The 18545-nt window shown below is 65.2% G+C and carries 18 protein-coding genes; 12 read left to right on the forward strand and 6 right to left on the reverse strand.

The annotated features are described in order from the left end of the window. Window positions 1–35: 35 nt before the first annotated feature. The 3 genes from ACZY0R_RS05955 to ACZY0R_RS05965 all read right to left on the reverse strand — a co-directional run bounded on the left by ACZY0R_RS05955 (window position 36) and on the right by ACZY0R_RS05965 (window position 3622). Window positions 36–1034 carry a tripartite tricarboxylate transporter substrate-binding protein gene (locus tag ACZY0R_RS05955; RefSeq protein WP_488857568.1) on the reverse strand — a complete coding sequence of 333 codons (999 nt, stop codon included), beginning with the start codon at window positions 1032–1034 and terminating at the stop codon, window positions 36–38. A gap of 76 nt (window positions 1035–1110) precedes the next feature. Next, entirely contained in the window at window positions 1111–2619 is a 1509-nt protein-coding gene (locus tag ACZY0R_RS05960; protein ID WP_488859523.1) for a M81 family metallopeptidase, read from the reverse strand. A gap of 25 nt (window positions 2620–2644) precedes the next feature. After that, complete coding sequence (locus ACZY0R_RS05965) at window positions 2645–3622, reverse strand: Bug family tripartite tricarboxylate transporter substrate binding protein (RefSeq protein ID WP_488857569.1); 978 nt, start codon at window positions 3620–3622, stop codon at window positions 2645–2647. A 245-nt stretch (window positions 3623–3867) separates the two neighbouring features. Between ACZY0R_RS05965 and ACZY0R_RS05970 the strand changes: the two genes are divergently transcribed. Together ACZY0R_RS05970 and ACZY0R_RS05975 are read left to right on the forward strand one after the other, a co-directional pair. Continuing rightward, window positions 3868–4872 (forward strand): LysR family transcriptional regulator, encoded by a 1005-nt coding sequence (locus ACZY0R_RS05970; protein ID WP_488857570.1) that lies wholly within the window; start codon window positions 3868–3870, stop codon window positions 4870–4872. A 77-nt stretch (window positions 4873–4949) separates the two neighbouring features. After that, on the forward strand, window positions 4950–5312 hold the full coding sequence (locus ACZY0R_RS05975; RefSeq protein ID WP_488857571.1) for a translation initiation factor Sui1: 363 nt from the start codon (window positions 4950–4952) through the stop codon (window positions 5310–5312). A 21-nt stretch (window positions 5313–5333) separates the two neighbouring features. Here ACZY0R_RS05975 and ACZY0R_RS05980 read toward each other — a convergent pair whose 3' ends face one another. After that, a complete protein-coding gene (locus ACZY0R_RS05980; protein WP_200876849.1) occupies window positions 5334–5510 on the reverse strand; it encodes a hypothetical protein in 177 nt (58 codons plus the stop codon). Between the two features lie 419 nt (window positions 5511–5929). Here ACZY0R_RS05980 and ACZY0R_RS05985 point away from each other — a divergent pair, with 419 nt between their 5' ends. The 8 genes from ACZY0R_RS05985 (at window position 5930) to ACZY0R_RS06020 (ending at window position 13177) form a co-directional block, all read left to right on the forward strand. Further along, entirely contained in the window at window positions 5930–7120 is a 1191-nt protein-coding gene (locus ACZY0R_RS05985; protein ID WP_488857572.1) for an amine dehydrogenase large subunit, read from the forward strand. Beyond that, window positions 7117–7722 carry a MauE/DoxX family redox-associated membrane protein gene (locus ACZY0R_RS05990; RefSeq protein WP_488857573.1) on the forward strand — a complete coding sequence of 202 codons (606 nt, stop codon included), beginning with the start codon at window positions 7117–7119 and terminating at the stop codon, window positions 7720–7722. The genes ACZY0R_RS05985 and ACZY0R_RS05990 overlap by 4 nt, the downstream gene beginning before the upstream one ends. Window positions 7723–7729: 7 nt before the next feature. Further along, window positions 7730–8317 (forward strand): methylamine dehydrogenase accessory protein MauD, encoded by a 588-nt coding sequence (mauD, locus tag ACZY0R_RS05995; RefSeq protein WP_488857574.1) that lies wholly within the window; start codon window positions 7730–7732, stop codon window positions 8315–8317. Between the two features lie 69 nt (window positions 8318–8386). After that, the gene (locus ACZY0R_RS06000) at window positions 8387–8908 is read left to right on the forward strand and encodes a methylamine dehydrogenase light chain (RefSeq protein WP_488857575.1); all 522 of its coding nucleotides are present in this window, start codon (window positions 8387–8389) and stop codon (window positions 8906–8908) included. After that, window positions 8905–9390 carry a c-type cytochrome gene (locus ACZY0R_RS06005; RefSeq protein WP_488857576.1) on the forward strand — a complete coding sequence of 162 codons (486 nt, stop codon included), beginning with the start codon at window positions 8905–8907 and terminating at the stop codon, window positions 9388–9390. Before ACZY0R_RS06000 ends, ACZY0R_RS06005 begins: the two co-directional genes overlap by 4 nt. A gap of 1 nt (window position 9391) precedes the next feature. Next, window positions 9392–9898 (forward strand): cytochrome C, encoded by a 507-nt coding sequence (locus tag ACZY0R_RS06010; RefSeq protein WP_488857577.1) that lies wholly within the window; start codon window positions 9392–9394, stop codon window positions 9896–9898. A 339-nt stretch (window positions 9899–10237) separates the two neighbouring features. Next, a complete protein-coding gene (locus ACZY0R_RS06015; RefSeq protein WP_488859525.1) occupies window positions 10238–11680 on the forward strand; it encodes an amidase in 1443 nt (480 codons plus the stop codon). Between the two features lie 504 nt (window positions 11681–12184). Further along, window positions 12185–13177, forward strand: coding sequence for a M35 family metalloendopeptidase (locus ACZY0R_RS06020; protein WP_488857578.1), 993 nt, complete (start codon window positions 12185–12187; stop codon window positions 13175–13177). A gap of 171 nt (window positions 13178–13348) precedes the next feature. Here the strand turns inward: ACZY0R_RS06020 and ACZY0R_RS06025 are convergent, their stop codons facing one another. After that, on the reverse strand, window positions 13349–15070 hold the full coding sequence (locus ACZY0R_RS06025; protein ID WP_488857579.1) for an IS1634 family transposase: 1722 nt from the start codon (window positions 15068–15070) through the stop codon (window positions 13349–13351). A 42-nt stretch (window positions 15071–15112) separates the two neighbouring features. Here ACZY0R_RS06025 and ACZY0R_RS06030 point away from each other — a divergent pair, with 42 nt between their 5' ends. Together ACZY0R_RS06030 and ACZY0R_RS06035 are read left to right on the forward strand one after the other, a co-directional pair. Further along, a complete protein-coding gene (locus ACZY0R_RS06030) occupies window positions 15113–15463 on the forward strand; it encodes a DUF6788 family protein (protein ID WP_488857120.1) in 351 nt (116 codons plus the stop codon). Window positions 15464–16266: 803 nt separating this feature from the next. Continuing rightward, window positions 16267–17301: an IS630 family transposase gene (locus ACZY0R_RS06035; protein WP_477115608.1), complete on the forward strand. Its 1035-nt coding sequence runs from the start codon at window positions 16267–16269 to the stop codon at window positions 17299–17301. A 68-nt stretch (window positions 17302–17369) separates the two neighbouring features. Here ACZY0R_RS06035 and ACZY0R_RS06040 read toward each other — a convergent pair whose 3' ends face one another. After that, a complete protein-coding gene (locus tag ACZY0R_RS06040) occupies window positions 17370–18362 on the reverse strand; it encodes a helix-turn-helix domain-containing protein (RefSeq protein WP_488857580.1) in 993 nt (330 codons plus the stop codon). Between the last annotated feature and the right edge of the window lie 183 nt (window positions 18363–18545).

The following is an 18545-nucleotide window of genomic DNA, read 5'->3' on the forward strand; positions in this document are numbered from 1 at the left end:
GCCATCTCCCGGGAGATAGCCGGTTCCGCCTGGCATCAGTCGTCGGCCGTAAAGCCGGAAGCCTCCACGATGGGCTTCCACTGCGCGCGCTGCGCCTGGATGGTCTTGCGGGCTTGCGCGCCGGGCTGTCCCGCCATCTCCATGCCGAGCGCCGCCATCCTGGCGCGCACGTCAGGCTCCTTCACCGCGTCTAGCAATGCCTTCTCCAGACGTGCCACGGTCGCCGCGTTTGTGCCCGCGGGCACAAACGCGGAATACCAGCCCGATGCCATGTCGAACCCCGGTACGCCGGCCTCCTGCAGCGTTGGTACATCGGGCAGCAATGCCGAGCGCTTCGTGCCGGTCACGCCGAGAAAGCGGATCTTGCCCGCCCTGTGCAGTTCCATCTGGCCGCCTATCGCATCGACGCCGATGGGCAGCGTGCCCCCGATCTCATCCGTCAACATCATCGCCGCGCCACGGTAGGCCGTCGGGGTCAGCGGCACATCGATGGCGTTGCGCAGCGTGAGCACACCGAAGTGAACGGTGCCGCCCAGCGTGACCAGGCCAAACCCCGTGGATGCCGGATTGCGTTTCACCCACGCGATGTACTCCGGCATCGTCTTGTAAGGCTGGCTGACACTGGCAGAGGCGACCAGGGGCACGTCCGCCAGGTAGGCGACGGGCACGAGATCCTTGTCGGGATCGTAGGGCAGCCGCTTGTAGGTCAGCGGAAAAATGGTGAACGGAGGCGCGGGCGAGATGAGGATGGTTTTTCCATCCGGCGCGGCACGCTTCACGGATTCGAGCGCCAGCCGGGCTGAAGCGCCGGGCCGGTTCTCGACCAGAATGGTTTCGCCAAGCGAGACGCGCAGCTTTTCCGCGACCGTGCGCGCGAACACGTCCAGTGCTCCGCCCGGTGCAAAGCCGATGACGATGCGTGTGGGGGTGTCGGCGCTGGCGGCACCGGCCGCAGCCGGCACGCCCACCGCGACCACGGCAACGGCGGCCGCGAGCGCGGTTGCCAGCTTAGGCCAAGAGAAGCGATTGTGCATGTCTGAGTCCTGTGTGGTGTGTGGTGTGCGGTGTGGTGTGCCGTGTGGTGTGCCGTGTGGTGTGTGGTGTGCCGGGTCATGCCGCGGCCGGCTCAAGCGTCGTGTCCGGCTCCAGCGGATATATCGGCCGCCGGAGGTTCTCGAACGGAAACAAGCTGTAGTCCGAGCTGCAAACCCCCGGTCCGGCCACCAGCACGATATGCCGGGCAATCGGGCCGAACCCTGCGCGGAAGTGCTGGCGCGACTTGATCAGGATGTACTTCTTGCGCGCCAGGTCGATGCCCGCATGCGTGAACACGCCGGTATCGAACGGCTCCTGCGGCTTCTCGCAGACCATCACCAGGACGCCGCCCGCCTCGAGCACCGCGACCCGGCCAAGGCTTAGCCGTACGCCGGTGAACATCGGCCCGGTCACCAGGTAGTTGCCATCGGTAATGCACTTCACCCGCCCGGTCAGCGTCAGGGGCTGGCCTTTGAGGCGCAACGCGGGCATGTCGGTCCTGCCGCCCACCGCGACCGTGATCTGCTGGCCTATGCCCGCCCGGATCATCTGTTCGACGGCGGCCGGGTCCCAGAACGGGCCGGCCACGACATCGTCGAGGCCCTGGCGCATCACTTCGGCCAGCACGCTCATCTGGTCGGTCGGGCCGCCGGCCCCGCAATTGTCGCCATGGTCCACCAGCACCACGGGGCCGCCCTCGAGCGTCCTGGCATGCGCCACCGACTCCGCCATCGGCTCGATCGGGAAGACAAAGTCGGCGCGGCGTGCCCAGGCCATTGCCGTCAGTTCGTCCAGCAACTGGCGTGCGGCATGCTCGCGCCCGGCATCGGCCACGATCACCACGGTCAGGCCAACGTGCGGGATATCGGCGAGCGGAAATCCGCCAAACACCGAGGCATTGAGCACTTCGCCATCGCGCTCCGCCGCCATGGCGCGGTCCATGATGTCTTTCATGGGCTGATCCTGCGGGGTCTGCCGCAGCATATGCGTGAGCATCGGCAAGGTGCGCGACAGGATGACCGGCGTGGCCTCGCCGCGCAGCGCGGCCATCAAGGTACGCGCCGCCCGGGCGCCGGTCTCGTACACGTCTACGTGGGGATAGGTGCAGTAGCCGGCGATGGCCGTCGCATTGCCCACCAGCGCATCGCTGAAGTTGGCGTGGAAATCCAGCGCCACCGCAATGGGCACGCCCGGCGCCACGGCACGGATGCGCCTGAGCAGTTCGCCCTCGGCATCGGGATAGCCCTGCGCCACCATCGCGCCGTGCAGGTCGAGCATGACCGCGTCGCAGCCTTCGCGCACCGCCGCCACGATGGCCCCGGCCATCGATTCGAACGCTTCGGCGGTCACGATGCCGCTCGGCACCGCGTTGGCCAGCAGCGGCATGGCGAACTCGTCGCCCTGGCTGCGCACCATGTCGATAAAGGCCGCGGCGGCATTGTTGGTGCCTTCGCAGGCGCGGACGGCAGCCTCGCCGGATACCGGCCCATCCACGCCCGTGCCCCGGCAGAACGACGAGAGCGGCGTCGCGATAGGGGAGAAAGTATTGGTTTCATGCCGCATCAGGGCAATGACAAAGCGCATCTTCTTATCCTTAGGGTGCATGGCTTTAGTTTGCATCGAGGTTGACTGCCTTCGCGATCGTGCCATAGCGGGCGGACTCGGCCTGGAGGAACTTGCGGGCCTGCGCGGGCGGGCTCAGCACGGGTTCGTAAGCCAGCGACTGCAGGCGTGCGATGAAGTCAGGCTCTTCCACGCTGCTCTTCACTTCCTTGTACAACCGCTCGATGATCGGCTGGGGCGTGCCGGTCCTCACCACCAGCGCCAGGTTGGCGCGCACCAGCAGTGCATCGGGGCTATCGGCCTTTTGCGTCTCCAGCCTGGAGAACTGCGTGACGGCGTGGCCCTGCAGCGTGGCCAAGGGCTTGACCTTGCCGTCGGTGACATAGGCCGCCGAGGAACCGATCACGTCGACGTGCGCGTCGGTCTGGCCGCCGATGAGATCGGCCATGGCCGGCGGCGAGCCGCGATAGGGAACGATGGTGAAGTCCAGGCCATTGCTTTGCTTCCAGCTGGCCAGACCCAGGTGGGCCGCACCGGCCACCGTGTTGATGCTGATCGAGACCTTGCCGGGGTTGCTGCGGATGTACGCCTTCAGGTCGGTCAGGCTTCCCTCCTTGCGGTCGGAGCGGGCGACGATCCAGTGCGGCACCGTGCTCAGGATGGTGACCGGCGTCAGGTCGGTGTCCGGGTTGTAGCGCAGGCCCTTGATGACGTACTGGTTGATGTTGAGCGAGCCATCGCTGGCGAGCAGCAGGGTATAGCCCTCCGCCTTGTCCTTCAGGGCCGACATGACGCCAGGCACGGTGGCGCCACCCGCGATGTTCTCGACCACGACGGTTTGCCCGAGCCGCTTCCCCAGCTTCTGGGACAGCGTGCGCGCGACGATGTCGTAGGACCCGCCCGCGGGGAACGGCACGACCAGCCGCAACGGCCGCTCTGGCCAGGCTGCATGGACCGCGAAACTCGCGGAGAGAAGGCTGGCGCCGGCGATGGCCGCCTTGACTGCTGCACTGAACTTGATCACTTGCTTGTCTCCTGACCTTGGATCTTTGTGCTTCCCGTTGCCGCGGGGGCGGCGGCGCGGCGCAGGCTTGCCGGGGAAGAAGCGTGCTCATGACGGCACTCCGATGGCTCACTATAGAGGACCCCACAATCAACCAAAAGCGAATTAAAATTGATTGTTGTTTAGCATTTGGTTAATGATCTGGTTAATGCCGCGGCGCGGTCTTCCTGCTTTTTTATCGCCGCAGATCTCCCTCGGAATCCCCCATGCCGCCCGCCGTCCATCCCGTTCACGCCCTGCTCGCCCGCCTCAAGTTCCGGCACCTGCGCGTCATCCTTGCGCTGGACGAGCTGCAGAGTGCGGCCGAAGTCGCGGCACGGTTCCATATCAGCCCGGCGGCGGTGTCGAAGACATTGGGAGAAGTGGAGGCCATCGTGGGCATGCCCTTGTTCGAACGCGGGCGCCGCGGCATGCGCGCCACCGACATCGGCCGGGAGATGATCGACGGCGCAGCATTGGTGACGGCGCAACTAAGCCGCCTGGCCGAGTCCCTGCAAGCCGTGCGCGAGGGCGCGCGAGGCCAGATGAGCCTGGCCTACCGGACCACCTCGGTCCAGCCTGCCCTGGCGCAGCTGCTCTGCGCCTTTCATGCGGGCAATCCAGGGGTGGATATCAGCGTGATCGATGGCGGCATCATGGACCTGATCAGCCAGGTCGAAGAAGGCGAACTCGATCTGTTGTTTGCCTACGAAGACCCACGCCTCGAGCGCAAGGACTTGCGCCATGCGCCCATCATTCCCGGACAGAAACTGGTCATCGTCGCCAGCACGACGCATCCGCTGCTAGGGCGCGCGCGCATCACCGCGCAGGACCTGGCCGACCAGCAGTGGTGCATTCCGGCGCATGGCGCGCGCATGCTGCACCACCTGCACACCGCATTCCGCGCGCTGGACATGCCGCCACCGGAGCGCGGCATCCGGACCAGCGACGTGACCATGACGGTCAACCTGCTCCAGGCCGCGCACTTCCTGGCCGTGTACCCCGAGCGCATCGCCGCCCAGCTGGCGGCGGCGAATCTGGCCAGGGTACTGCCGTTCAAGCTGGCAAGCCAGGTGGAACCGGTGGTCATGGTGTGGAATGGCGCGCTGGCGCCGCGAGCCCCGGCACGCGCCTTCCGCGATTTCATCCTGCAGCACGCGGCGGAGATGCCGGCGGATCCGTCGGCCTGGCTGGCCAATGTGGGATTGATGAAACCGGCGAACGGCTCGTGACAAGCGGCGCGCGCCTCTTGCAGCGCGCGCACGCTTGCCGTACGCTGCCTGCCCTGCCCGCCAACCGGATCCCGGACATGTCACAGCAAAAACCCGCCAGCTCGCTGGTCTACTCCACCGAACACGGCCGCATGTGCCCCGGCTGCGGCAATGCGCTGGTGGCCTGCACCTGCGGCAAGGCCCGGCCGGTCGCGCAGGGCGACGGCATCGTGCGGGTTTCGCGGGAGACCAAGGGCCGCAAGGGCAAAGGGGTGACCCTGGTGCGCGGCATGGCGCTGGACGCGCTGGCGCTGGCGCAACTGGCCAAGGAACTGAAAGCCGCCTGTGGCTCGGGCGGCACCGTCAAGGATGGCGTGATCGAGATCCAGGGCGACCACTGCGACACGGTGATGGAAAAACTCCGTCAGCGCGGCATGACCGTGAAGCGGGCCGGTGGCTGAGCAAGAGGCCGCGGGATCCGCTTACCTGGTGCGCTGCTTGTAAACGATGCTGCCGTCGGCCTTGCGCTGGGGCACGACCGGGTTGCGGGAATTGCACACCGGGCAGCGGAACAGCGGGCCCTGGCCTTCGTCCTTGACCGTCACGTCCTTGGGGTCCCAACGCGTCTGGCACGACTGGTTCTGGCAAGTAAAAAACATCTTCATTCTCCGTAATAGGCGCGGATCGTAGCACGGCGGGCGAATGCGGCCCCGGCTGGTGCGCCATCCTGCGCATCGGCGTCCCTGCCTCGCCTCCTTCGCGCTCTCTGCCTATTCTGCTCCGTTTCCGAAAACGGATAGCCCTGCGCCCGCGCGCCAGCCCGCCGCGCAGCTGGCCGCGCACAGCCGCGGTGCAGGATCGCGCGGCGGCCAGATGGCGAGCACCCCGGCGGGCGCAGCCAAGTTGGCGGCCCGGCGGCCATGTACCCGTTGTGGCGCTGAAGGCATGTGCTGCGGAAAGCCATCGCCCGCCGGCATTGGTGAATATCCCCGTGCCGCGGTTGCCGATTTCGGATAACGCCCCTGCCACGCGCGTTCGTAGACTGGCCCCATTGCAAAGCGCACCAAGGAGCCAGCAAGTGAACGAGGTAAGCACCAGGGCCTTCACGCGACGGCCGGGCACGGGACTGGCGGCAGCGGCGATATTGAGCGCGCTCGCCATGCCTGCCCCCACCGCCAACGCCGCCGAATTGCCGCCCGAAACCCTTTCCGTGCAGGCGCTGGCGCCTGCCGACGACAACCGCCTCTATATCTCCGATGTGGCGTTCAAGCACATGGTGGACGGGCGCCTGCACGTGGTGGATGGCAAGCGCATGCGCTACCTCGGGCTGGTGCCCACCGCGTTCGGCGGGCAGAGCGTGCTGTCGCCGGACAAGCGCACGCTGTATGTGATCTCCACGTTCTACACGCGGCTGGCGCGCGGCGAGCGCACCGACGTGGTCAGCCTCTATGACACCGCCACGCTGGCCTACCGCAGCGAGATCGTGATCCCGCCCAAACATGCGCAGTCGCTGAACTACCGGGGCATCGCCACCGTGTCCGCCGACGGGCATTTCCTCTACGTGCAGAACGCCACGCCAGCCACCTCGGTCAGCATCGTTGACCTGCAGGCCGGCAAGTTCGTGGCGGAGGCGCAAACCCCGGGCTGCTGGGGCGTGTTTGCCACGGAGGCTTCCAGCCTGCGCTTTCGCACCCTGTGCGGCGACGGCACCATGCTGACAGTGACGCATGACGCCAGTGGCCAGCCCAGCGGTCAAAAGCGCAGCGCGCGCATGTTCGATCCCGATACCGATCCGGTCTTCCTGCACAGCGAGCGCGTCGGCAACACGCTGACCTTCGTGTCCTTCAACGGCAATGTGTACAGCGCCGACCTCTCGGACGAGACGCCAGCGTTCGCGCAGCCCTGGCCTGTGGTCGGCGCCGCCGACCGCAAGGCTGGCTGGAAGCCGGGCGGCTACCAGTTGTTCGCGCTGCACGCCGCCAGCGGCCGCCTGTACCTGGGCATGCATCCGCGCGCCAGGGACGGATCGCACAAGTCGCCCGCCGCCGAGATCTGGACCATCGACCTGGCCCAGCGCAAGCGCGTTGCCCGCGCGCCGGGGCAAAACGCGCTGGCGCTCACGATCACGCAAGGTCCCCAGCCAACGCTCTACGTGCTGGACGCGGCAAAAGCCGGTGTGGTGTCGCTGGACCCGGCCCGCGGACTGAAGCCGATATCCCGCCTGGACCAGGTGGCGGAGAACGCGGTGCAACTGGAGCTGCATCAATGAGCGCCGCCGCCGGAATCTCCGACGTATTGCGCGATCCCGTCGTGGTGGCGGCCTGCTCCGCCGCCGCCGCACTGGTGCTGGCGCATTCCCTCTGGCCCAAGCTGCGCGACTTCGCCGGCTTCCGGGGCGCCATGAGCGCTTACCGGCTGGTGCCGCAGGCATGGTCGGGCTGGGTGGCGCTGGCCTATGCCGGCGCCGAGGCGGCCAGCGTGGCGGCGCTGGTAGCCGCGCCGCTGCAGCCGGGCGCGGCGCTGCTGGCGGCCCTGGTGGTGGCGATCGCCAGCGGCGCGGTGGGCATCAACCTGCTGCGCGGCCGGCGCGACATCCGCTGCGGCTGCGGCAGCGCCGCCGACAGCCTGCGCCTTTCGCCGGGCCTGCTGGCGCGCAACCTTGGACTGCTTGCGGTGCTGGGGCTGGCCGCGGCAACGGCGGCCGGCCTGGCAGCGGATGCGGCGCCGCGCGCGTTCACCTTGCTCGACTACCTGGCGGCCGGCTTCTGCGCGCTTGCGCTGCTGTTGCTGTGGCTCGGCGCCACGCAAGTGCTGGTCAATGCCGATCGCGCCGCCGCGCCCTCTCGCCGCACCCATTCAACCTACTCGTGAGACTGCCATGACTGCCCTTGTGATTGCCAATATCGTGCTGTGGATCGCCGTGCTGGCGCTGCTGTTCGGCTTCTACGCGCTGGCCCGCCAGGTCGGCATCCTGTTCGAACGGGTTGCGCCGATGGGCGCGCTGGTGATCGACGCCGGCCCGCGCGTGGGCGATGCGCTGCCGCCCTTTGCCCTGCGGGACGTGCGCGGCGGCCCGGTTGCGGTGGGCGGCGCGCAGCCGCGCAGCACGCTGCTGTTCTTTCTCTCGCCCACCTGCCCGGTGTGCAAGAAGCTGCTGCCGGTGCTGAAGTCGATGCAGGCCAGCGAGGCCGGCTGGCTGCGCGTGGTGCTCGCCTCGGACGGCGAGCAGCCGGAGCACCTCGCCTTCCTGCGCCAGGCCGGGCTGGAGGCCTTCCCCTATGTGCTGTCGCCCGAGCTAGGCATGCACCTGCAGATCGGCAAGCTGCCGTATGGCGTGCTGATGGACGAGCAAGGCACGCTGCGCGCCAAGGGCCTGGTGAATTCGCGCGAGCAGCTGGAGAGCCTGTTCACCGCGATGGACCTGAATGTGAGTTCGGTGCAGCAGTTCCTGGAAACGCGCGCCTGAACGCGCCTGAACGCGGCTGAACCTGACTGAACCCGAGTGAACCTGACTGAAGGCAGGAGAGAACAAGCAATGTGGCTTGACCGATTTTTCGAACACCAGACGCGGCGCGCGGCGCAGCGCACCGGCCGGCGCAGCATGCTGGCCACGCTTGGCAAGGTCATGGTGGGCACGATGGCATTGCCCGTCCTGCCCTTCGACCGCAGCGCACATGCGGCGGGCGCGCATGGCGGCAAGGCCGGCGGCCCGCAGGCAAAGGACGAGACCGCCTGCGACTACTGGAAATACTGCGCCGTGGACGGCTTCCTGTGCTCGTGCTGCGGCGGCAGTTCCACCACCTGCCCGCCCGGCACCGAGCCCTCCCGCGTCTCGTGGGTAGGCACCTGCCACAACCCGGCCGACGGCAAGGACTACATGGTCAGCTACAACGATTGCTGCGGCAAGACCACCTGCGGGCGCTGCGAATGCAATACCAACGAGCGCGAGCGGCCGGGCTACCGGCTGGGCGTGCACAACGATGTCAACTGGTGCATGAGCAACGACAGCACCATGTTCCATTGCACTACCTCGATCATCCTCGGAGTCCAGGAATGAAGCTGTCCTTGCCGTGGCTGCCGCCACGCTCCGTTCCCGCTCGCCTGCTGGCCGTGTGCATGGCTTGCGCAGCGCCCGCGGGCACCGCCCTTGCCGACTCGCTGGCCGATCAGGGCAAGGCTTTGTTCGGCACCCATTGCGCCGCTTGCCACAATGCCGACGGATCCGGCATTGCCGGCGTGGCGCCCCCGCTGGCCGGCGCGCTGCGCGAGCGGCTGGCATCGCCGGCGGGGCAATCCTATCTGGCCAATGTACTGACCCATGGACTCGCCGGCCCGATCCAGTCGCAGGGCCAGTCGTTCAACGGCATCATGCCCAGCTTCGCCAGCCTGCCCGACGATTCGCTCGCCGCCGTGCTGTCCTGGCTGGCCGCGAGCAACGGCGTGCCGGAGCAAGCGGTGAGCCCCGATGCGCTGGCCCGCGCACGCGCCGAGCGCAAGACCCCCGGCGCCGTGCGCAAGCTGCGCGATGCAGGGCAATGACATGGCAGCGCCGCGACCACGCTCCTTGCGTCCGGCCACGCTGCGCGGCCTCGCATTCGTGGCGCTGGCCACGCTGTCGGCCGCCGCGAGCGCGCAGGCCGAGCTGCGCCACGCGCGCGACAACTATCTGCTGCACTGCTCCGGCTGCCACCAGCCCGACGGCCGCGGCAAACCCGCGGCCGGCATTCCCGACATGCGCGAGACCGCGCCGCTGCTGCTTGCCACGCCGGCCGGCCGCGCCTTCCTGATCCAGGTGCCCGGCACCTCGGCCTCCGCGCTGAGCGACAGCGAGATCGCCGGCCTGATGAACTGGCTGCTGCCCGAGCTGACCGGACACCGCGATGTGGCCGCGTTCAGCACCGAGGAAGTGGGACGCTATCGCCGCCAGCCGCTCGACGACGTAAGCGCGCATCGCGCCGCCATCCTGGGCGGCGCCGGTGCCCTACCTGATGCAACACCTGCGGCAACGCCGGGCACCACCGCCCGCGCGAGCCCGCGGCCGATGTGACAGACTCACGTACCCAGGCGCATCATCGCGGCAGGACAAGCCAGAGACGCGGGACAAAGACAAAGACCGAGGAATGAGACGATGAACCCCATTGGCAACACCACCAATAGCGGCAAACCACAAGACGCAGGCACCAGCGCCGCGCCGGCCAGTCCCGAACAACGCTCGCGGCGCGACTTGCTGGGCCGTCTTGCGGGCGCGACGCTTGCCGGCATGGCAGCGGGCGTAGCCGCGAGCGGCGCCAGCGCGGCGCCTCCCGCCGGCAGCGGCGGCGCATCGAACGCATCCGGCACGTCCTCGCCCGGCCCCGCGGCAGGCGGTCCGAACCCCATCGTGATGATGCCGGCATGGCAGCTCTCGCGCGCCATCCATGCACGCCAGCTTTCCAGCCGCGAAGTGATGACCGCCTACCTGGACCATATCGCGCGGGTCAATCCCGGCGCCAATGCCATCGTGGCGCTGCGCGAGCGCGAGGTGCTCCTGCAGGAAGCCGCCGCCTGCGACCAGGCGCTCGCCGCCGGACGCCCTGCAGGCTGGATGCACGGCATGCCGCAGGCACCCAAGGACCTGGCGCTCACACGCGGCATCCGCACTACCTTCGGCACCCCGATCTTTCGCGACAACGTACCGACCGTGGACGCCATCATCGTAGAGCGCGCACGCGCCGCCGGCGCGGTGCTCATCGGCAAGACCAACACGCCGGAATTCGGGCTGGGATCGCAAACCTTCAACCCGGTCTATGGCGCCACCCGCAACCCGTTCGACGCCGGCCGCACCGCCGGCGGCAGCAGCGGCGGCGCGGCCGCGGCGCTGTCGCTACGCATGCTGCCGGTAGCTGACGGCAGCGACTTCGGCGGCTCGCTGCGCAACCCGGCCGGCTTCTGCAACGTCTACGGCATGCGCCCCTCCGCCGGCCGCGTGCCCTACGGGCCGGCCGCCGAAGTCTTCATCCAGCAACTCGGCTACGAAGGGCCGATGGCACGCACCGTAGCCGACGTGGCACTGCTGCTCGCCACGCAAGCCGGGCCCGATCCGCGCACACCGCAAGCGCTGGCGCAAGACCCCGTGCTGGCCACGCTCACTCCCGCCAACGTAGCCGACGCGCTGAAGACCAACCTCAAGGGCAGGCGCGTGGCATGGCTGGGTGACTGGAATGGCTACCTGCCGATGGAAGCCGGCATCCTGCCGCTGTGCGAAGACGCGCTGAAGGCCTTCCCGGCCTTCGGCGTCAGCGTGGAAGCCATCAAGCCACCGTTCTCGCCCGAGCGGCTCTGGAAGACGTGGCTGGTGCACCGTCATTTCCTGGTCGGCAACGGCATGCTGGCCTTCTACCAGGACCCGGCCAAGCGCGCGCTGCTCAAGGACGCCGCGATCTGGGAAATCGAAGGCATGCTCAAGCTCGGCGCCAGCGACATCTACGCCGCCAGCATGGAACGCACCGCGTGGTATCAGGCACTGCTCGGTGTATTCAAGGATTTCGACTACATCGCCGTACCGACCGCGCAGGTGTTTCCCTTCGACGTGAACCAGCCCTGGCCGAAGCAGATCGCCGGCCGCGAGATGGATACCTATCATCGCTGGATGGAAGTGGTGTTCCCGTGGACGCTGTCGGGATGCCCCGCGATCAGCGTCCCGGTGGGATTCGGGCCGCAGGGGTTGCCGATGGGGATGCAGCTGATTGGAAGGCCGCGGGATGATCTGTCGGTGTTGCGCCTAGCGCGGGCTTATGAAGAAGAGCGGGATTGGGTGGGTAAGCGGTTGCCGTCGGCGATGATGGTGTGAAGGACGGCATAAGGATTATGCATTCAACGGGTCAGCAGTAGGTGGGGTTCGAGCAGAGCACTGCGTGCAGTTGGTCACGGCCCGGCCTTCGCTGTCCTTGTGGGGAGCGTTCCCGCCGCTGCCAGCGTTGCCTGTCTTGAAGTTCAAGATGTGAACGTGGCAAACCGGGCAGCGCTCTTGCAGCTCGGGATTTCGCGGAGCGCAGCCGTCTTGCAATCCTGCGCGTGCAACCAGCAGCGGTGTCGCACCTTCCGAATAGCGCCGTGCAGCCGTGGCCCTGCTGCTTCCACGCATCTCTTCGCAATTTGATCCCCGCTTACCACCTCGGCAGGCTTGGCTTCGCTAGCGACTCCCGCGATCTGCCCATTTTTTGCATTCTTGCGGATTTTTCCTAAGAAATATCCACCATTTTCTCGGTATAAATTCGTAGTTTTCAACCCACTCGAAAGACCATTGCTTGACACAGCAACGGACCAACCAGAGGCCAGCAAGGAGAAACTGCCAATGCCTGATATCCGACGTGCACTATTGAACGGAAACAGAACGACTTCTGGAGGCGCACTCATTGGTTCATGCGAAACGATGTCGCATCACGGCACGCGGGTAGCTGTTCAAGGCGATTTTGCGACTTGTCCAGCGTGCAAGAATGGAGGCCCGGTGTTCAACGACTGCGAGCCAAACTTCAATCTAATGGGGCAATCCATTCTCGTTGAGGGTGCTCGCGTCCACTGTAAATGCCCGGAGAAGCCATACGTCATTCCCTCCCAGAATGACTTTCCTATTGAGGTTAATCGTGGAAGCGGCGTTCGCGTTCCAGCAGATACGTCTAGCGCCATGACGCCAGAGGCGTCTAACAAGCTGGTGGCGGCCATGCAAGACAAGACGTTCGCGGAGGATCAGACGCTTATTTGTCCGAACATGCCCAATGCGGAGTTCCGCGCATTGATGCTTCGATTGCGCGATAAGGCTGTGAAGGACGTAGACAATCGGCTCAGGGAGATTTCTACCTGGGGCAAGACAGATCAGGCAAAGATGGCGCTGTATTTTGGCCCTCCAGACAGCGACCTGCGATCAAGGCTGAAGGACGGGCTCGCGAGGATCCGGGCGTTGCTGGTATCACTGTCTGAGAGCAACTTTGAACGGTACTCAGAAGAGAGCCTCGCGCGGACCGGGTGCGTGCCGAAGGCTCCCAAAGACAATCTTGGGGCGGCTTCCGTCTGCGGGCCCGACGGACTGCACCGTATTTTCATCTGGCCGGCGTTCTGCAGGCTACCTGACGAACTCAAAGACTCGAAGGGGAACCCTGTCGATGGGGATAGTAAGCTGCTCCCTCTCATTCATGAGGTCTCTCACTTCCAGGATGCAATGGGAACGAGAGATGTCTGGTATAGCACCCGCAACTCGCGCTGGAAGGCGGCTAACGCCAATCGCTTCTGCATCGAAAACGCCGAGAATATCGCAGCGTACACAGTTGGGATTTGGGATGATCGAGTATAAGACGCTCCTGGCTGGAGCATGCCTACTCTTGTCGCTAGACGTTTTTGCCTGCAAACCACCAGGGCTTGACACCGAGGTTCAGTTCGCCGGGGGTGCTTCGAAACTCTCAGCCACAAATATCGGGACTTACATTCCGCACGTCGAGGACACAATTTGACGCGAATTTCGTTGCTAGCCTGGCGTCCGAAAGGCGTGCTCTGAGACGCCGAGTAACGTGAGCACCTGACGCTGCAGATCCGTGAGCGGCACGTCAAAGACTTGCACGGTGTGCGCACCTTCGATCAACTTGTGGCGCTCAGCGAGACTGAATAAACGTAAGATTTGTTCGGTAGTGGGGCGTCTGCACTGACGCTGCTCCGGGTACAGAGGAAGTTCATCGATGTGCTCGCGCTTCATAGCAAGACGTAGCTCGCGCTCGATGAGCGCCTGCACGAGTAGCGCGAGGAAGTAGAGGGTGAAGAGCGCCTCGATTCTGCCCTCGTCCTTCAGGAACACGGGCGCGATCTCGTGCACGGTCTTGACCTGTTCGAAGCGCTTTTCGATCATGGGCTGGCCCTTGTGGGCTTCCAGCACCTGGGCCGGTGACAGGCTGCGATCGTTGGTCATCAGCGGGTACATGCCATCGCTTTTGTGGTCATAGGCGATCGCCTCATCGTCCGTGGTCCACTCGATGTCAAAGCGCCGCTTGGTGATCTTGCGGTAAGCGGTCTCGGGTCCGGGGCGACCCCGCTGCGTCTGCTTGTACTGATGTTCTTCGCGCACGGTGCGGCGGACTTTCAGGTAGCGGCCGACGTGGTGCTTCTCGAGAATCCCCTTGATCTGCAGATCGATCTCGGCGGCGCCCCGCAGTCTCGTCTTCGCGCCGGCGAGCCGCGCGCGTAACTGTTGGAGCGCTTCAATGGCCGCGGCAATGTTTCTGCGCCGCCGGGCCTCCTGGCGTAGCGTGAGTAGCGGGCTCCAGACCCACACGACTGGCCAGGCTTCGGCAGACGGTAACGGCGCCCGATAGACATACCAGCAGTCGCGCGGCCCGTCGCTGTGGCGTCGATTGGGGTGGTCGCACACACAGGTCCAATCAGGGGTGTTGGTCTGGATCCAGTGGCGGAACTCGCTGTCTTCCAACCGGTTGCGGGGCATCACGGTAACAAAGCGCCCGCCCGCGCGATCAATGTAGTCCGTGTTTTCTCGCGAACACAGTTTTGAATCGGCCACATAGAGAAAGTCGCTGCGCCCTGCCACGGCGCGCAGCGTATTCCAGGTCTCGATGTGGGTACGCGAGTCGCTCGCGTTGCCGTCGGCACAGCGAAACGCGATGGGGATGTTGCCGTCGGCGGTCATGGTGAGGATGAACAGCAACTGCTTCAGATCGGGGCGATGGTCCTTTGAGTGGCCATAGGTGATCACCGGTGCGGTTCGCCCGCGAATCTTGCGGCCTGAGGCGCCACGATAGCTGCCGCAGAAGCGGATCGAAGTGCTGTCGTTATGGCACTCGTCGAAGTTCACGCCGAAACGCTCCCCGACTGCCAACGCCACCTCGGTCAACAAGGCCGCCCGGTCGGCGTCAAACAGCCGATCCAGCGCGCGTCCGAGCCGATCATCGCCGAGGTGCGCCATCTCCTCCGCATGGATGCCGAACATCCCACTGGCGAAGCCGTGCACGGTGTCGTGTTGGCGGTAAATCGGCTCGCGTTCGACGATGATCGAGCGCAGCAGGACGCCCAGGGCTCTGGCGTGAGGAACCGCACAGCGTGCGTCCGAGGGGACGTGTCGATCGAGCACGTCCTCCAGGCCAATGCGTTGAATGAAGTGATTGATGAGGGGTAAAGGACCCAATCGCTCGCTGCGAAGGATGAAGCGAGCCTTGTGCGGAGAAGGTTCTTGCGTGCCTTTCATTCTGTCGCTAAGCTTAGCGACAGACGCCTAAAAGTCAAGTTTATGCCACGCCGTCCCGAAACCATCATCAAGCAAGCTCGCGAGCGGATCGAGCGCATCCGGGAGAGGCTAAATGCGATCGACTATCTGTGTTCCGGGACGCTACTGGAACGCATGAAGGTCTGCGGCAAACCGGGCTGCCGCTGCGCGCAGGATCCCGACGCACGCCACGGCCCGTACTATGAGTGGGGGCACATGAAAGACGGCAAGCTTGTCCATCGGACGGTCTCACCCGAGCAAGCCGCCGTGTTACGGCGTGCCATCGCCAACTACCGGCAGGCGAAGAGGCTGATGCAGGCCTGGGAGGACGAAACCGAACGCCTGATAGACGCCGAAGCGCCCCGCAAACCCTGACCTACCGGCGCCCGGGAAATTACGCGGAAATTCAATCGGCGACCTGCGGAAAGTAAGCCTGGAATGCGCTGATCATCGCAAACTTCCAGACCAAGGGACGCTACCTCGTGGAAGTCAAGACTGCGCCTTCCCTCGGCGTGTCGAGAGGTCTGTCTGAGCAACGCCAGACCCACCTGAGGAACCTCCTGTCCCAGTTTGGTGCTGAGCCTGGGCAGATCGAAAACAGATCGTTCGCGTTCAAGGGGTCGAACTCCGAACGCGCCAATTTGGCGGGGATATCTTTCGAGCCCGCGTGCCCCCATCCATGCTGCCCCGGCCCCGAACCCATAGAGGAAAGGTAAGGGCAAGGAACTGGTTTGAGAGGGGAGCAAACCAGCGGCTGCCAAGCGGTAGCGCCCGTCTCTCCCGCAGGCGGCGCAAAGAAGAGCGATGGCGCCAGATCACGACTCGGTGTCGCCGTGTGGAGCGCCCCCAAGGGCGGGCCACACCCCAGCGCGATGCGAAGCGAGCCGTCAAGGTGTACCAGGCCGGCCGTATGGGGCGCCTCGTCGGCAGGCAAAAAGAGCGGAAAAGAGGGACCCATGTTTGAGTATCGCCTTAAGGCGATGCGAGTTTGGGTCCCGGCCGCTCTTTTTGCCTGCCGACGAGGGGGGTCGCCCCATCCGGCGCGCCTTTTTTGCCTACTTTTTTGGCAAGACAAAAAAGTAGGTCGCCCCCCGCAGGGGGGTGAAACCGCCTTTGACTTTGCAGTTAAGCAGTTACTAACCTTTTAGAAAGTATTGTCATGTGAGACAATGCATTTCATGAAATGCAAACGAAACTCGGACGCTCGGTCGATCGAGCATCAAGCCTTGCAGGTAATGCGGCAGCAGGCAGTGAAGGCTATTCGCGAAGGCCAGACGGTAGAAAGCGTGGCTGCGGCCTTTGGTGTCAATGTGCGCAGCGTCTATCGCTGGCTGGCCGACTTTGCCAACGGCGGGCAGACGGCGCTGCTGGCTAAGCCGATACCCGGCCGCCCACCAAAGATCAGCGCCGAGGAAATGCGCTGGCTGGCCAAGGCAATCAGGGACAACACGCCGCTGCAGTACAAGTTCGAGTTCGGGCTGTGGACGCTGTCGCTGATCGGTGAGCTGATCCATCGCCAATTCGGCAAGAAGTTGTCGCTGGCCTCGGTCAGCCGGATCATGAAGCTGCTGGGATTTAGTGCGCAGAAGCCGCTCTATCAGGCTTGGCAGCAGGACGCCAAGCTGGTGCGGCAGTGGGAAATTGAGACCTATCCGGAGATCCGGGCTCAGGCGCGAGCGGCGGGCGCAACGATCTACTTCGTGGATGAGGCGGGCATTCGCTCGGATTATCACACCGGTACGACTTGGGCGCCGCGTGGCCAGACACCTGTGGTTGGCGTGACCGGCCGGCGCTTCTCGCTGAACATGATCTCGGCAGTCAGTCCACGTGGGGAGTTCCGTTTCATGGTGCATGACGGCTCCGTCAATACGACGGTGTTTATCGAGTTTCTCAAGCGATTGATGATCGGCGCGACCAAGCCGGTTTTTGTGGTGGTGGACGGGCATCCGGTACACAGAAGCAAGCTAGTCAAAACATACGTCGAAAGTGAGCAAGGCCGGCTGAAGCTGTTCTACCTGCCGCCGTATTCTCCTCACCTGAACCCCGACGAGCAGGTGTGGGCGCACGTGAAGCGGCAAGTCTCCAAGCGTTTAGTCCAGGGAAAGAACGAAATGAAGAAATTGGCGAGAAGTGCGTTACGTCGCATTCAACGACTGCCTGAGTTAGTCAAGTCGTTCTTTCGCCAGCCGGAGTGCCAATACGCTGCGGCCTGACAATACTTTCTGAAAAGTTAGTAAGCAGTTAAGCAGTTAAGCAGTTAAGCAGTTAAGCAGTTAAGCAGTTAAGCCTTTGACGTTGACCTAGAAACAGTCACCGATGGCAACTCCCCAAAAAACGCCCGATACTGCGCCGCAAACCGCGGCAAATGCGTAAACCCCCACCGCGCCGCCACAGCCCCCACCCCTTCCAACTCCGGCGCCTGCCGCCCCCGCAACGCCTGCCGCACCCCATTCATCCTCACCGCCCGCACAAACTCCAGCGGAGCCAGCCCGGTAACCTCGTTAAAGCTGTATTGCAACGTCCGCCGGGAAACCCCGAGCCGCTCGCACAGCGCCAGCACGCTCCACGGCGCCTCCGGCGCAGCCCGCACCATTTCATAGGCCTGCGCAACCAGCCGCCGCCGCGCCGGCGGCGTAGGCAGCAAGGCATCGCCGCTGTCATGCGCAAGGGTGGAGACCACCGCCATCAGCAACGCATCCCGCATCGCGCTTTCAACAAACCGTTGATTGAACAAGTCGCTCTGCACCGCCGCCGCGGCCAGCACCGCCAGCATCGCCGCGCGGAACTCTTCCGAAGCGGCACGCCGCACCTCGGTAGCCGGCTGCAAGCGCATCAGCAGACCGGCCTCCCCTTCGCGTTCCAGCACGCGCTCCAGCGCAGGCAAGGGCAAGGTCACGCCAAGCAGGTCCAGCCCCGGTGGCGTGCGCATGGCCAGCGGCTTGCCATTGCCTGCCTGCAGCACGGTATCGCCGCTCATGCGGTAGCCGGCGAACCAGCCGTCCTGGCACTCGCGGTGCGGCAGCGCGATCGAGAGATAGCCGCGCCGCGCCTCGCCCTCTTCCAGCAAGGCCTGGTTGGTCTGTTCGCGGAATACGTGGACGTCGCCGTAGGTAGCCTGCTGTACTTCGGCAAGAAAACGCCCCGGCGTGAGTTGCTGGTAGCGCTGCTGCCAGCCGTCGAGGCCGCCTGCCGCCATGGCTGCCTCGGTGGCTACCAGGTGGCGTACCGGGCGCGCGCTGGCGCCTGTGTCGAGGGGCTCGGTGTTGCTGGGCATGGGTGGCAGCCTGTGGGGGCCAATCAACACCATCGGCGCCGGCCTGGCATGGCCACGCGCGCCAAGGCTTTCAGGTGCGGGACTGCGCAACGATTGTATCGCCGGCCCGGACCGCCGTCGATGCGCGGCGCAACAAGCCGGCGCAACGGCAGGCATTGCCCGGAACCCGCCTTTGCATTTGTT

Source organism: Cupriavidus sp. F041 (assembly GCF_057814235.1).

Coding starts and splice junctions, on each gene's coding strand:
- ACZY0R_RS06040 (WP_488857580.1), bottom strand. CDS start 18,362: ATGCCCAGCAACACCGAGCCCCTCGACACAGGCGCCAGCGCGCGCCCG.
- ACZY0R_RS06000 (WP_488857575.1), top strand. CDS start 8,387: ATGTGGCTTGACCGATTTTTCGAACACCAGACGCGGCGCGCGGCGCAG.
- ACZY0R_RS05980 (WP_200876849.1), bottom strand. CDS start 5,510: ATGTTTTTTACTTGCCAGAACCAGTCGTGCCAGACGCGTTGGGACCCC.
- ACZY0R_RS05955 (WP_488857568.1), bottom strand. CDS start 1,034: ATGCACAATCGCTTCTCTTGGCCTAAGCTGGCAACCGCGCTCGCGGCC.
- ACZY0R_RS06010 (WP_488857577.1), top strand. CDS start 9,392: ATGGCAGCGCCGCGACCACGCTCCTTGCGTCCGGCCACGCTGCGCGGC.
- ACZY0R_RS05975 (WP_488857571.1), top strand. CDS start 4,950: ATGTCACAGCAAAAACCCGCCAGCTCGCTGGTCTACTCCACCGAACAC.
- mauD (WP_488857574.1), top strand. CDS start 7,730: ATGACTGCCCTTGTGATTGCCAATATCGTGCTGTGGATCGCCGTGCTG.
- ACZY0R_RS06005 (WP_488857576.1), top strand. CDS start 8,905: ATGAAGCTGTCCTTGCCGTGGCTGCCGCCACGCTCCGTTCCCGCTCGC.
- ACZY0R_RS06025 (WP_488857579.1), bottom strand. CDS start 15,070: ATGAAAGGCACGCAAGAACCTTCTCCGCACAAGGCTCGCTTCATCCTT.
- ACZY0R_RS05960 (WP_488859523.1), bottom strand. CDS start 2,619: ATGCGCTTTGTCATTGCCCTGATGCGGCATGAAACCAATACTTTCTCC.
- ACZY0R_RS06020 (WP_488857578.1), top strand. CDS start 12,185: ATGCCTGATATCCGACGTGCACTATTGAACGGAAACAGAACGACTTCT.
- ACZY0R_RS06030 (WP_488857120.1), top strand. CDS start 15,113: ATGCCACGCCGTCCCGAAACCATCATCAAGCAAGCTCGCGAGCGGATC.
- ACZY0R_RS06035 (WP_477115608.1), top strand. CDS start 16,267: ATGAAATGCAAACGAAACTCGGACGCTCGGTCGATCGAGCATCAAGCC.
- ACZY0R_RS05970 (WP_488857570.1), top strand. CDS start 3,868: ATGCCGCCCGCCGTCCATCCCGTTCACGCCCTGCTCGCCCGCCTCAAG.
- ACZY0R_RS06015 (WP_488859525.1), top strand. CDS start 10,238: ATGCCGGCATGGCAGCTCTCGCGCGCCATCCATGCACGCCAGCTTTCC.
- ACZY0R_RS05990 (WP_488857573.1), top strand. CDS start 7,117: ATGAGCGCCGCCGCCGGAATCTCCGACGTATTGCGCGATCCCGTCGTG.